The 13,908-nt window shown below is 52.9% G+C and carries 11 protein-coding genes and 1 other annotated feature; of the genes, 8 read left to right on the top strand and 3 right to left on the bottom strand.

The features are described from left to right. Positions 1 to 177: 177 nt before the first annotated feature. The 4 genes from thrL to thrC all read left to right on the top strand — a co-directional run bounded on the left by thrL (position 178) and on the right by thrC (position 5,006). Positions 178 to 243: a thr operon leader peptide gene (thrL, locus tag HV302_RS20985; RefSeq protein ID WP_032337689.1), complete on the top strand. Its 66-nt coding sequence runs from the start codon at positions 178 to 180 to the stop codon at positions 241 to 243. Beyond that, positions 179 to 299 (top strand) — a sequence feature (Thr leader region). Its footprint overlaps the gene before it by 65 nt. A 23-nt stretch (positions 300 to 322) precedes the next feature. After that, positions 323 to 2,785, top strand: a complete 2,463-nt coding sequence (gene thrA, locus HV302_RS20980) for a bifunctional aspartate kinase/homoserine dehydrogenase I (protein ID WP_047500133.1) — start codon at positions 323 to 325, stop codon at positions 2,783 to 2,785. A gap of 1 nt (position 2,786) precedes the next feature. Continuing rightward, positions 2,787 to 3,716 carry a homoserine kinase gene (gene thrB / locus HV302_RS20975; protein ID WP_016155645.1) on the top strand — a complete coding sequence of 310 codons (930 nt, stop codon included), beginning with the start codon at positions 2,787 to 2,789 and terminating at the stop codon, positions 3,714 to 3,716. Between the two features lie 3 nt (positions 3,717 to 3,719). Continuing rightward, positions 3,720 to 5,006: a threonine synthase gene (gene thrC / locus HV302_RS20970; RefSeq protein ID WP_075847928.1), complete on the top strand. Its 1,287-nt coding sequence runs from the start codon at positions 3,720 to 3,722 to the stop codon at positions 5,004 to 5,006. 84 nt (positions 5,007 to 5,090) lie between these two features. On the opposite strand, the gene yaaA is transcribed toward thrC, so the two are convergent. Both yaaA and HV302_RS20960 read right to left on the bottom strand, forming a co-directional pair. Further along, the gene (gene yaaA, locus HV302_RS20965; protein ID WP_151222966.1) at positions 5,091 to 5,864 is read right to left on the bottom strand and encodes a peroxide stress protein YaaA; all 774 of its coding nucleotides are present in this window, start codon (positions 5,862 to 5,864) and stop codon (positions 5,091 to 5,093) included. A gap of 77 nt (positions 5,865 to 5,941) precedes the next feature. Beyond that, complete coding sequence (locus tag HV302_RS20960; RefSeq protein WP_016155648.1) at positions 5,942 to 7,372, bottom strand: alanine/glycine:cation symporter family protein; 1,431 nt, start codon at positions 7,370 to 7,372, stop codon at positions 5,942 to 5,944. Positions 7,373 to 7,646: 274 nt separating this feature from the next. Between HV302_RS20960 and tal the strand changes: the two genes are divergently transcribed. From tal to HV302_RS20945, 3 genes are all read left to right on the top strand, one after another. Next, positions 7,647 to 8,600 carry a transaldolase gene (gene tal / locus HV302_RS20955; RefSeq protein WP_016151631.1) on the top strand — a complete coding sequence of 318 codons (954 nt, stop codon included), beginning with the start codon at positions 7,647 to 7,649 and terminating at the stop codon, positions 8,598 to 8,600. Between the two features lie 110 nt (positions 8,601 to 8,710). Further along, positions 8,711 to 9,298 (top strand): molybdopterin adenylyltransferase, encoded by a 588-nt coding sequence (gene mog, locus HV302_RS20950; RefSeq protein ID WP_181626540.1) that lies wholly within the window; start codon positions 8,711 to 8,713, stop codon positions 9,296 to 9,298. 124 nt (positions 9,299 to 9,422) lie between these two features. Beyond that, a complete protein-coding gene (locus HV302_RS20945) occupies positions 9,423 to 10,730 on the top strand; it encodes an MFS transporter (RefSeq protein WP_181626539.1) in 1,308 nt (435 codons plus the stop codon). Between the two features lie 34 nt (positions 10,731 to 10,764). Here the strand turns inward: HV302_RS20945 and satP are convergent, their stop codons facing one another. Further along, positions 10,765 to 11,331, bottom strand: a complete 567-nt coding sequence (satP, locus tag HV302_RS20940; protein WP_047358362.1) for an acetate uptake transporter — start codon at positions 11,329 to 11,331, stop codon at positions 10,765 to 10,767. Positions 11,332 to 11,942: 611 nt separating this feature from the next. On the opposite strand from satP, the gene dnaK reads away from it, so the two are divergent. Beyond that, complete coding sequence (gene dnaK, locus HV302_RS20935) at positions 11,943 to 13,865, top strand: molecular chaperone DnaK (RefSeq protein WP_016151634.1); 1,923 nt, start codon at positions 11,943 to 11,945, stop codon at positions 13,863 to 13,865. Positions 13,866 to 13,908 lie beyond the last annotated feature (43 nt).

The following is a 13,908-nucleotide window of genomic DNA, read 5'->3' as shown; positions in this document are numbered from 1 at the left end:
TCTGGATTCAAGTAGGGCTGACATACTGTATTGGTCGAAACTAAAAGGGCAAGCAGTCGCTCGTGAACAAGTTTCGGAATGTGACCAATTTAAAAATTTATTGACTTAGGTCAGCAGATACTTTAACCCTAAAAGAATACAGGACAGATAATAAATAATTACAGAGCACACAACATTATGAAACGCATCAGCATCACCATTACCACAACCATCACCATTACCACAGGTAACGGTGCGGGCTGACGCGTACAGGAAACACAAGAAAAAGCCCGCACCTAAACAGTGCGGGCTTTTTTTTCGACCAAAGGCAATGAGGTAAACCATGCGAGTGTTGAAGTTCGGCGGTACATCAGTGGCAAATGCAGAGCGCTTTCTGCGGGTTGCCGATATTCTGGAAAGCAATGCCAGACAGGGGCAGGTCGCGACCGTTCTCTCTGCCCCCGCAAAAATTACCAACCATCTGGTGGCGATGATTGAGAAGACCATCGGTGGTCAGGATGCTTTAGCCAATATCAGCGACGCCGAACGCATTTTCTCTGAGCTGTTGGTGGGTCTTGCCGCCGCGCAACCGGGTTTCCCGCAGGCTCCGCTCAAAGCCTTTGTTGAACAAGAGTTTGCACAGATTAAGCACGTCCTGCACGGTATCAGCCTGCTGGGTCAGTGCCCGGACAGCATCAATGCCGCGCTTATTTGCCGTGGTGAAAAAATGTCGATCGCCATCATGGCTGGCCTGCTGGAAGCGCGCGGGCACAACGTGACGGTCATCGACCCGGTAGAGAAATTGCTGGCGGTAGGCCATTACCTCGAATCTACCGTTGATATCGCCGAATCTACGCGCCGCATTGCCGCCAGCCGTATTCCTGCGGACCATATGGTTCTGATGGCAGGATTTACCGCCGGGAATGAGAAAGGAGAGTTAGTGGTGCTGGGGCGTAATGGCTCTGACTACTCTGCCGCCGTACTGGCCGCCTGTTTGCGCGCCGATTGTTGTGAGATCTGGACCGATGTCGATGGCGTATATACCTGCGATCCGCGCCAGGTACCCGACGCCCGACTGCTGAAGTCGATGTCTTATCAGGAAGCGATGGAGCTTTCTTACTTCGGCGCTAAAGTGCTGCACCCGCGCACCATTACCCCTATTGCCCAGTTCCAGATCCCGTGCCTGATTAAAAATACCGGCAATCCACAAGCGCCCGGCACGCTTATCGGTGCCAGCAGTGATGATGACGATTTGCCGGTAAAAGGGATTTCTAACCTCAATAACATGGCGATGTTTAGCGTCTCCGGCCCTGGGATGAAAGGCATGGTGGGGATGGCGGCGCGTGTTTTTGCCGTGATGTCGCGCGCAGGCATCTCGGTGGTGCTGATCACCCAATCCTCTTCTGAATACAGCATCAGCTTCTGCGTCCCGCAGGGCGACTGCGCGCGTGCGCAACGCGCCATGCAGGATGAATTCTATCTCGAACTGAAAGAAGGCTTGCTGGAGCCGCTGGCGGTGACTGAGCGTCTGGCGATCATCTCGGTCGTTGGCGATGGTATGCGCACGTTGCGTGGCATCTCGGCGAAATTTTTTGCCGCGCTGGCTCGCGCGAACATTAATATTGTGGCAATCGCCCAGGGCTCGTCTGAGCGTTCCATTTCGGTAGTGGTGAATAACGACGACGCGACCACTGGCGTGCGTGTGACCCATCAGATGCTGTTCAACACCGATCAGGTGATTGAAGTATTTGTCATTGGCGTTGGCGGCGTGGGCGGTGCGCTGCTGGAGCAGCTTAAACGTCAGCAAACCTGGCTTAAAAAGAAGCATATCGATCTGCGCGTGTGCGGTGTGGCGAACTCGAAGGCCCTGCTGACCAACGTCCATGGTCTGAATCTGGAAAACTGGCAGTCGGAGTTGGAAAGCGCGAAAGAGCCTTTCAACCTGGGGCGCTTAATTCGTCTGGTGAAAGAATATCATCTGCTCAATCCGGTGATTGTCGACTGTACGTCAAGTCAGGCGGTTGCGGATCAGTATGCGGATTTCCTGCGCGAAGGCTTCCATGTGGTTACGCCGAACAAAAAGGCCAACACGTCGTCGATGGATTACTACCATCAGCTGCGTTTTGCTGCGGCGAAGTCTCGTCGTAAATTCCTGTACGACACCAACGTAGGCGCGGGCTTGCCGGTAATTGAGAACCTGCAAAATCTGCTCAGCGCGGGCGATGAACTGCAACGTTTCTCCGGTATTCTTTCTGGTTCGCTGTCGTTTATTTTCGGCAAGCTGGATGAAGGCATGAGCTTCTCCGAGGCCACCACCATGGCGCGTGAGCTGGGCTATACCGAACCCGATCCGCGTGACGATCTATCCGGTACGGACGTGGCGCGTAAGCTGTTGATCCTGGCCCGTGAAACCGGTCGTGAGCTGGAGCTTTCTGACATTGTTATTGAGCCGGTCCTGCCAAAAGAGTTTGATGATTCCGGTGATGTTTCCGCGTTTATGGCTAAATTGTCGCAGCTGGATGACGCCTTTGCCGCGCGTGTGGCGAAAGCCCGTGATGAGGGGAAAGTATTACGCTATGTTGGCAATATTGAAGAGGATGGCGTCTGTCGCGTAAAAATAGAAGCAGTAGACGGCAACGATCCGCTGTTCAAAGTGAAAAACGGTGAAAACGCGTTGGCGTTTTACAGCCACTATTATCAGCCGCTACCGTTGGTTCTGCGCGGATACGGCGCGGGTAACGACGTGACGGCGGCGGGCGTATTTGCCGACCTGCTACGCACCCTTTCATGGAAGTTAGGAGTCTGACATGGTGAGAGTTTATGCCCCGGCTTCCAGCGCCAATATGAGCGTCGGGTTTGATGTGCTCGGAGCAGCGGTAACTCCGGTGGACGGTTCGCTGTTAGGCGATGTGGTATCCGTTGAGGCGGCTGACCATTTCAGCCTTAACAACCTTGGTCGCTTTGCCAATAAGCTGCCGCCTGAGCCGCGAGAAAATATTGTCTACCAGTGCTGGGAGCGATTCTGTCAGGAGCTGGGTAAAAGCGTTCCGGTGGCGATGACGCTGGAAAAAAATATGCCGATTGGCTCCGGGTTAGGCTCCAGCGCGTGTTCCGTTGTGGCGGCGCTGGTCGCCATGAACGAGCATTGCGGTAAACCGCTCAACGATACGCGCCTGTTGGCGATAATGGGTGAGCTGGAAGGGCGTATCTCCGGCAGTATTCATTACGATAACGTCGCCCCGTGCTTTTTGGGCGGCATGCAGTTAATGATCGAAGAAAACGGCATTATCAGCCAGCAGGTGCCAGGCTTTGATGAGTGGCTGTGGGTCCTCGCGTATCCGGGGATTAAAGTGTCGACGGCAGAAGCGCGGGCGATTTTACCTGCGCAGTATCGCCGTCAGGACTGTATCGCCCACGGGCGGCATCTGGCTGGGTTTATCCATGCCTGCTATTCCCGTCAGCCAGGGCTTGCCGCGAAGCTGATGAAAGATGTCATTGCTGAGCCATACCGTACCCGCCTGCTGCCAGGCTTTAGCCAGGCGCGTCAGGCGGTAGCGGAAATCGGGGCGCTGGCCAGCGGCATCTCCGGTTCGGGGCCGACGCTGTTCGCTTTGTGCGACAAGCCGGATACGGCGCAGCGTGTAGCAGACTGGCTGGGTAAAAATTATCTGCAAAATCAGGAAGGCTTTGTTCATATTTGCCGGTTGGACACGGCGGGCGCACGGGTACTGGGATAATCAATGAAACTGTATAATCTGAAAGATCATAACGAACAGGTCAGCTTTGCACAGGCCGTCACACAAGGGCTTGGCAAGAATCAGGGATTGTTTTTTCCGCACGATTTGCCGGAATTCAATCTGTCAGAAGTCGATGAGATGTTGAACCAGGATTTCGTTAGCCGCAGCGCGAAGATCCTTTCCGCATTTATCGGTGATGAAATCCCACAGGAGATTCTGGAACAGCGCGTGCGTGCGGCGTTTGCCTTCCCGGCACCGGTTGCTCAGGTTGCCGCGGATATCGGCTGTCTGGAGCTGTTCCACGGCCCAACGCTTGCATTTAAAGACTTTGGCGGGCGCTTTATGGCGCAGATGCTGACGCATATCAGCGGTGACAAACCGGTTACCATTCTGACGGCGACCTCTGGAGACACTGGTGCGGCAGTCGCACATGCCTTTTATGGCCTGAAAAATGTGCGCGTGGTGATCCTTTATCCGAACGGCAAAATTAGTCCATTACAGGAAAAACTGTTCTGTACACTGGGTGGCAATATTGAAACCGTGGCGATTGATGGCGATTTTGATGCCTGTCAGGCGCTGGTGAAACAGGCGTTTGATGACGAAGAGCTGAAGGTAGCTTTGGGGCTGAATTCGGCTAACTCAATCAACATCAGCCGTCTGCTGGCGCAAATCTGTTACTACTTTGAGGCCGTGGCTCAACTGCCGCAAGAGGCGCGTAATCAGCTGGTTATTTCCGTTCCCAGCGGCAACTTTGGCGATCTGACTGCCGGGCTGCTGGCAAAATCACTGGGCTTGCCGGTGAAGCGTTTTATCGCGGCGACCAACGTCAACGATACGGTTCCACGCTTTCTTGCACAAGGTGAGTGGGCGCCGAAAGCGACACAGGCGACGTTGTCGAATGCGATGGATGTCAGCCAGCCAAATAACTGGCCGCGGGTGGAAGAACTGTTCCGCCGTAAAATCTGGCGTCTGAATGAGCTGGGTTATGCCGCTGTTGACGATGCCACTACTCAGGACACGATGCGTGAGCTGCATGAGATGGGGTACACCTCAGAACCGCATGCGGCGGTGGCTTACCGTGCGCTGCGTGACCAACTGAACCCTGGCGAGTACGGCCTGTTCCTCGGTACTGCGCATCCGGCCAAGTTTAAAGAAAGCGTTGAAGAGATTCTTGACCTGACGCTGGCGCTGCCAAAAGCGCTGGCGGAACGCGCGGACCTGCCGCTGCTTTCTCATCACCTGCCTGCTGATTTTGCTGAACTGCGCAAGCTGATGATGGCCCGCGGTTAACGGTTGTGCCCGCTGGCGCTTTGCTTAGCGGGCCTACAAAACCTGTCGGCCGGATCGGGCGTTCGCCGCCATCCGGCCTTTTTACTACTGCCCCTGGCGCTTAAACACCAGTTCGCCATTTCCTGACGCTTCTTCATCAAAGAAATAGCCTTCGCTGTTAAAGGCGGTCAGCTGTTCTGGCTGCGTTAGGCGGTTCTCAATAATGTAGCGACTCATCAGGCCGCGCGCTTTTTTGGCATAGAAGCTGATGACTTTGAACTTGCCGTTCTTCTCGTCGAGGAAGACCGGTTTGATAAGCTCCGCGTTGAGCTTTTTCGGCTTCACGGATTTAAAATACTCATCTGAGGCGAGGTTAATCACTACGCTGTCGCCTTGCGCTTCCAGCGCTTCGTTAAGTTTATCGGTGATGGTATCTCCCCAGAACTGGTAGAGATCTTTACCTTTCGCATTGGCCAGACGAATACCCATCTCCAGACGGTAAGGCTGCATCAAATCCAGCGGACGCAAAACGCCGTACAGCCCGGATAACATCCGTAAGTGTTGCTGAGCGAAGTCGAAATCCGCTTCGCTGAAGGTTTCAGCCTGCAGTCCGGTATACACGTCGCCTTTAAACGCCAGAATGGCCTGGCGCGCGTTTTCCGGCGTGAAATCAGGCTGCCAGTCATGGAAACGCGTGGCGTTCAGATCCGCCAGCTTGTCGCTAATTCCCATCAGCTTGCCAATTTGCGGAGCAGAGAGTTGGCGCGCCACGTGAATAAGCTGCTGAGAGTGATCCAGCAGTTCGGGCAATGTATGACGTGTCGTTGCCAGCGGACTTTGGTAGTCGAGCGTTTTTGCAGGTGAAATCAGAATCAGCATATCCAGTCCTTGCAGGAAATTTACTGCGACTTTAGCAAAAAAAACGACAGAATTGATCGATGGTTGCGATTGCCGCGCTATCCGCGCGGCGTCTCATCCCAGCTTTCGGGCGCAAGTTGTTGTCTGATATCAGGATAACGGCGCGGATCGAATTCTGGGCGCACCCCGAGTTTGCGTTGGCGTAGATAGTCGCAGGCGATCGTCTGCACAACCGGTGAAAGCAGCAGAATCGCCGTCAGGTTAGTGATGGCCATACACGCCATAATGATGTCCGCCAACTGCCAGATCAGCGGAACGCTGACTAACGTTCCGCCGATAACGGTGCTAACGGTGGCGATCCGTAATAGCCAGATGACGCGGATATTGTCCAGCTTCAGGAAAACGAGGTTGTTTTCCGCATAGATATAGTTGGCCACGATAGAGCTAAAGGCAAACAGAATCACAATTAACGCCACGAATCCGGCACCCCATTCTCCCGTCACTGAAACCATCGCTTTCTGGAGTAACTGGATGCCTTCCATCGGTACATAGCTGGCGTCATTACCAGCCAACAGAACAATCATCGCGCTGGCCGTACAGAGAATCAGCGTATCAACTAATACTCCGATCATTTGCACAATGCCTTGTGCCGCAGGATGCGGAGGCCAGGATGCTGCTGACGCGGCCGCGTTCGGAGTTGATCCCATTCCGGCCTCATTAGAAAACATACCGCGTTGAAAGCCGCTGGCAATGGCCTGGCTTAGTGTATACCCGGCGGCACCGGCTGCGGCTTCCTGCCAGCCAAAGGCACTTTTTATAATGGTCATGATAATGCCGGGGAGCTGTCCGAAATGCCACAGACAGATGACGATGCTGCAACCGACCCACAACAGCGCCATCATCGGAACGAACCATTGCATCAGGCGGGCAACGCCTTTAATGCCGCCAATGATTGCCAATAATGACACTATTGCCAGTGCGATACCGGTAAAGAGGGGAGGGATATCAAAAGCAAAGGTCAGCGCATGAGAGACCGAATTAGCCTGAACGCTGTTAAAAATCAGACCATAAGCAATGAGTAAAAAGATGGCAAAAAGAACGCCCATCCAGCGCATGCCCAGCCCACGCTCCATATACCACGCAGGACCGCCGCGAAACTGTCCCTTGCTGTCGCGCTCTTTATACAGTTGGGCAAGAGAGCTCTCGGCAAATGACGTCGCCATACCAATGATCGCCGAGACCCACATCCAGAACACGGCTCCCGCGCCGCCAGCGGCAATCGCCAACGCCACGCCCGCCAGATTTCCGCTACCGATACGTGCGGCAAGACTGGTGCATAAAGCCTGAAAGGAAGTTAAACCGCCCGGCTGCGGGCTGATGCTGTTTTTAAGACTTTTGCCAAACTGGCGAATATAGCGAAACTGAATAAACCCTGTACGCCAGGTGAACCAACATCCTGCGCCAAGCAGGAGGTAGATCATCACCGATCCCCAGAGTATTTCATTAATAAATGAGAAAAAATCAGGCATTAACATCCCTCTTGTTGATGCCGGTAAGCGCGAATATTCCCGTGTAAGCGCTACCAATAATCGACCAGTATATACCTTATAAGGTGATTGATTGCGGGAGTTTATCATAACAATCGTTATATCCCTTAATTGCGCATCATAGGCTTGGCGATGCGTAATCAGGGCTGAGCGGCTGGTCGGACAATCCAGGCGGTTGCGCTGAGAGTGCGTCGTGCTATCATCAGGGAAGATCGGTTACATCCCCCTAACAAGCTGTTTAAAGAGAATCGCTATCATGACGGACAAATTGACCTCCCTTCGTCAGTTCACCACAGTAGTGGCCGACACCGGAGACATCGCGGCAATGAAGCTGTATCAGCCTCAGGATGCCACAACTAACCCTTCTCTCATTCTTAACGCAGCGCAGATCCCGGAATACCGCAAGCTGATTGATGACGCTGTAGCCTGGGCTAAGCAGCAGAGCAACGACCGTGCGCAGCAGGTCGTCGACGCGACCGACAAGCTGGCAGTAAATATCGGTCTGGAGATCCTGAAACTGGTCCCAGGTCGTATCTCCACTGAAGTTGACGCTCGTCTGTCCTACGACACCGACGCGTCCATCGCTAAAGCAAAACGCCTGATCAAAATGTACAACGATGCTGGCATCAGCAACGATCGCATCCTGATTAAACTGGCTTCAACCTGGCAGGGCATCCGTGCCGCTGAGCAGCTGGAAAAAGAAGGCATCAACTGTAACCTGACTCTGCTGTTCTCCTTCGCGCAGGCACGTGCATGTGCAGAAGCTGGCGTATATCTGATTTCTCCGTTCGTTGGCCGTATTCTTGACTGGTACAAAGCCAATACCGACAAGAAAGAGTATGCACCGGCAGAAGATCCGGGTGTGGTTTCCGTAACGGAAATCTACGAGTACTACAAACAGCACGGTTACGAAACCGTAGTTATGGGTGCGAGCTTCCGTAACATCGGCGAAATCATTGAGCTGGCAGGCTGCGATCGTCTGACGATTGCTCCGGCACTGCTGAAAGAACTGGCGGAAAGCGAAGGTGCTATCGAACGTAAACTGTCTTTCTCCGGCGAAGTGAAAGCGCGCCCTGCACGCATCACCGAAGCTGAGTTCCTGTGGCAGCATAACCAGGATCCGATGGCTGTAGACAAACTGGCGGACGGTATCCGTAAGTTTGCTGTAGACCAGGGTAAACTGGAAAAAATGATCGGCGATCTGCTGTAATCATTAGTGCGTGGCCCTGATATGGGTCACGCTACCTCTTCTGAAACCTGTCTGTCCTTCCCTTCGCAGTGTATCATTCTGTTTAACGAGACTGTTTAAACGGAATAATCATGAATACTTTACGCATTGGCTTGGTTTCCATTTCTGACCGTGCTTCCAGCGGCGTTTACCAGGATAAAGGTATCCCGGCCCTTGAAGAGTGGCTGGCGTCAGCCCTTACCACCCCTTTTGAGCTGCAAACGCGATTGATCCCGGATGAACAGGCGATCATCGAACAGACCTTATGCGAGCTGGTAGACGAAATGAGTTGTCATCTGGTGCTGACTACCGGCGGAACGGGTCCGGCCCGTCGTGACGTAACGCCTGATGCGACGCTTGCCGTAGCCGACCGTCAGATGCCGGGCTTTGGTGAACAGATGCGCCAGATAAGCCTGCACTTTGTGCCAACGGCGATTCTTTCCCGTCAGGTTGGCGTGATTCGCAAGCAGGCGTTGATCCTGAATCTGCCTGGGCAGCCAAAATCGATCAAAGAGACGCTGGAAGGCGTGAAAGAAGCCGACGGTAAGGTTATCGTGCCGGGTATTTTTGCAAGTGTACCGTATTGTATACAGCTATTAGATGGGCCGTATGTGGAAACCGCACCGACTGTTGTAGCATCTTTTCGTCCTAAAAGCGCAATACGCGAAACAAATACCTGAAAGTAGCCCGATCGTGGCATAAGTACCAATGACAGTGGAGTATTGAATTGTTTACGATATAGTAATTTTTGCTTTACATATATCAACGAACAGATTCAATTACTTCACTGACTCATGGTTTGCTATGTCACAACACACTCGACCGCTGAATCGCCAGGATTATAAAACCCTTACGCTTGCTGCCCTTGGTGGTGCGCTTGAGTTTTATGATTTCATTATCTTTGTCTTCTTTGCCGCTGTTGTTGGCGAGCTCTTCTTCCCCGCAGACATCCCTGAATGGCTACGTCAGGTGCAAACCTTCGGCATTTTTGCCGCCGGCTATCTGGCGCGTCCGCTGGGGGGCATCATCATGGCGCACTTTGGCGATCTGGTCGGACGCAAGAAAATGTTCACCCTGAGCATTTTACTGATGGCGATACCGACGCTGGCGATTGGTCTGTTGCCTACTTACGCCTCAATGGGGATCCTCGCGCCGCTGCTGTTACTGCTGATGCGTATTTTGCAAGGCGCTGCCATCGGCGGAGAAGTTCCGGGCGCGTGGGTGTTTGTGGCGGAGCATGTACCGGAGCGTCGCATCGGCATTGCCTGCGGAACGCTGACTGCCGGCCTGACGGTGGGAATTCTGCTGGGGTCGGTGGTTGCGACGCTGGTGAACACCAGCCTGACGCTGCAGGCGGTGCATGATTACGGCTGGCGTATTCCTTTCCTGCTGGGGGGCGTGTTTGGGCTGGTGGCGATGTACCTGCGTCGCTGGCTGCAGGAGACACCCATATTTCTCGAAATGCAGCAGCGTAAAGCGTTGGCGCAAGAGCTACCGGTGAAGTCAGTGGTGAGCAAACATAAAAAAGCGGTAGTTATTTCAATGCTGCTGACCTGGCTGCTATCGGCTGGGATTGTGGTGGTGATCCTGATGTCACCAGTCTGGTTGCAGAAGCAGTATGGCTTTGCGCCGGCGCTAACGTTACAAGCCAACAGTGTCGCTACCATTATGCTGTGCGTCGGTTGCCTGCTGGCTGGGTTTATTGTCGATCGGGTCGGCGCCAGCAAAACCTTTATTGTCGGCAGCCTGATGCTGGCCTGTTCAAGCTGGTTTTTCTATCACATGACCGGCAGCCATCCCCAGCATTTGTTCCTGTTATACGGGCTGGTGGGGTTATGCGTTGGCGTGGTGGGGGCTGTGCCTTATGTGATGGTGCGCGCGTTTCCGGCGGAAGTCCGCTTTACCGGAATATCCTTTTCTTACAACGTGTCGTACGCCATTTTTGGTGGTCTGACGCCAATCGCCGTCACGATGTTAATGAGTGTGTCGCCAATGGCTCCGGCCTGGTATGTGCTGGCGTTATCGCTGGTAGGGCTAGGTTTGGGGATTTGGCTGCGACAGGATCTTTATTATCGCGATTCAAGCGTACAGGCAGAGTTACAGCGCTTGTAAGGAATATCCCCCCGTCAGGGGGGATAGCATCAGATTAGTGCGCTTCACCAATCGGCAGGATGGTACGGCCAAACTGTTCGTTCAGCACTTCACCCATCGCCAGGTAAATGGCGCTTGCGCCACACACTAAGCCTACCCAGCCAGCAACGTGAATGATCGCTTCGTTACCCGCAATGTTGCCCACGGCCAGCAGGGCGAACAGCACTGTCAGGCTCAGGAACACGAACTGCAGCATGCGCGCCGCTTTCAGCGTACCGAAGAACATGAACAGAGTGAACACGCCCCACAGACCGAGGTAAGCGCCCAGGAACTGACTATTGGTTGCATCCGCCAGGCCCATTTTCGGCATCAGCAGGATCGCAACCAGCGTCAGCCAGAACGAACCGTAGGAGGTAAAGGCGGTTAAACCGAAGGTGTTGCCTTTTTTATATTCCAGCAGTCCGGCAAAAATTTGCGCGATACCGCCGTAGAAAATGCCCATCGCCAGAATAATAACGTCCAGAGCGAAGAAACCCGCGTTGTGCAGGTTAAGCAGAATGGTGGTCATGCCAAAGCCCATCAGGCCCAGCGGTGCCGGATTAGCCAACTTAGTGTTGCCCATAATTCCTCAAAATCATCATTGATTGAATGGTGAAATAGTTTCCCCGAATAACGATCGCTGTCTTCGGGGCGCGGCATGATAATCAGGGGAGAGGGCACTGTCTATGATCTAACGAAGGGTAAATGAATTATTTTCCCTGTGATGGGCATCACGCTAGCCAGTTACGGCGGTGCTGCTCAGCAGAAGGCCCATAAGCAGGCTGGCGGAAAGGGTTAACACGGATTTCATGGAGTTTCTCTTTGACGGCTGCAAAAGTGTGTGACTTCAGACCATATTACCGTCGTCATAAAAACGATTCATGCTCGTAATCTTTTCTTTTTATTGCAATTTTCATGTGAATGGCTTTCCTAGTTTAATTGGTTGTATGAATTAATTCTGGTTGGCGACTATTCATTTTTCTCTCTTTTTGCCTTTTTTCTGCGAATTTAATGCCACAAGGCTAAAAAAATTTTTCATGCCCCCCTTGATGACGTGGGTTACGACCCCATCTTGTAGACAACCGCAGTGGTGAGTCTGAAAAAAAACGATTCAGGGTAGTTGAAACCGCACGTTTCGCCCTTATTACAGATTCACAACCACATGATGACCGAATTTTTAGTGGAGACGTTTAGATGGGTAAAATTATTGGTATCGACCTGGGTACTACCAACTCTTGTGTAGCGATTATGGATGGCACTACTGCACGTGTGCTGGAGAACGCCGAGGGCGATCGCACCACGCCTTCTATCATTGCTTATACCCAGGATGGTGAAACTCTGGTTGGTCAGCCGGCTAAACGTCAGGCAGTGACAAACCCGCAAAACACCCTGTTTGCGATTAAACGCCTGATTGGCCGCCGCTTCCAGGACGAAGAAGTGCAGCGTGATGAAGCCATCATGCCGTACAAAATCATCGGTGCTGACAACGGTGATGCATGGATTGACGTAAAAGGTCAGAAAATGGCACCGCCGCAGATTTCTGCTGAAGTGCTGAAAAAAATGAAGAAAACGGCTGAAGATTACTTGGGTGAACCGGTAACTGAAGCAGTTATCACCGTACCTGCATATTTTAACGATGCTCAGCGTCAGGCAACCAAAGACGCCGGCCGTATCGCAGGTCTGGAAGTAAAACGTATCATCAACGAACCAACCGCAGCTGCACTGGCTTACGGTCTGGATAAAGAAGTCGGCAACCGTACTATCGCGGTTTATGACCTGGGTGGTGGTACTTTCGATATCTCTATTATCGAAATCGACGAAGTTGACGGTGAAAAAACCTTCGAAGTTCTGGCAACCAACGGTGATACCCACCTGGGTGGTGAAGACTTCGATAGCCGTATGATCAACTACCTGGTTGACGAATTTAAGAAAGATCAGGGTATCGACCTGCGTAACGACCCGCTGGCGATGCAGCGTCTGAAAGAAGCCGCTGAGAAAGCGAAGATCGAACTGTCTTCCGCTCAGCAGACCGACGTGAACCTGCCGTATATCACTGCAGACGCGACTGGTCCGAAACATATGAACATCAAGGTGACCCGTGCGAAACTGGAAAGCCTGGTTGAAGACCTGGTTAACCGTTCTATCGAGCCGCTGAAAGTTGCTCTGCAGGATGCTGGTCTGTCTGTTTCCGACGTTCAGGACGTTATCCTGGTCGGTGGTCAGACTCGTATGCCGATGGTACAGAAGAAAGTTGCTGAGTTCTTCGGTAAAGAGCCGCGTAAAGACGTTAACCCGGACGAAGCTGTAGCAATCGGTGCTGCCGTTCAGGGTGGTGTATTGACCGGTGATGTGAAAGACGTGCTGCTGCTGGACGTTACCCCGCTGTCTCTGGGTATCGAAACCATGGGTGGCGTGATGACTGCACTGATCGCGAAAAACACCACTATCCCGACCAAGCACAGCCAGGTGTTCTCTACTGCTGAAGACAACCAGTCTGCGGTAACCATCCACGTGCTGCAGGGTGAACGTAAACGTGCCGCTGATAACAAAGATCTGGGTCAATTTAACCTGGATGGCATCAGCCCGGCTCCGCGCGGTATGCCGCAGATCGAAGTTACTTTTGACATCGATGCCGACGGTATCCTGCACGTTTCCGCGAAAGACAAAAATAGCGGTAAAGAGCAGAAGATCACCATCAAGGCTTCTTCTGGTCTGAACGAAGAAGAAATTCAGAAAATGGTTCGTGAAGCAGAAGCGAACGCAGAATCTGACCGTAAGTTTGAAGAGCTGGTTCAGACCCGTAACCAGGGTGACCATCTGCTGCACAGCACTCGCAAGCAGGTTGAAGAAGCAGGCGACAAACTGCCGGCTGATGACAAAACTGCCATCGAGTCTGCACTGACTGCGCTGGAAACTTCTCTGAAAGGCGAAGACAAAGCCGATATCGAAGCGAAAATGCAGGCGCTGGCACAGGTTTCCCAGAAACTGATGGAAATCGCTCAGCAGCAGCACGCACAGCAGCAGGCTGGCGCAGCAGGTGCTGATGCTTCTGCAAACAACGCGAAAGATGACGACGTTGTCGACGCTGAGTTTGAAGAAGTGAAAGACAAAAAATAATCGCCCTTTGAACGGGTAATTACTGGCACGGGCGAAGAGGTTT

It is taken from the genome of Citrobacter sp. RHBSTW-00859, assembly GCF_013729795.1.
Taxonomy (GTDB): Bacteria; Pseudomonadota; Gammaproteobacteria; order Enterobacterales; family Enterobacteriaceae; genus Citrobacter; species Citrobacter braakii.
This window is presented reverse-complemented; position numbering and strand designations above follow the sequence as displayed.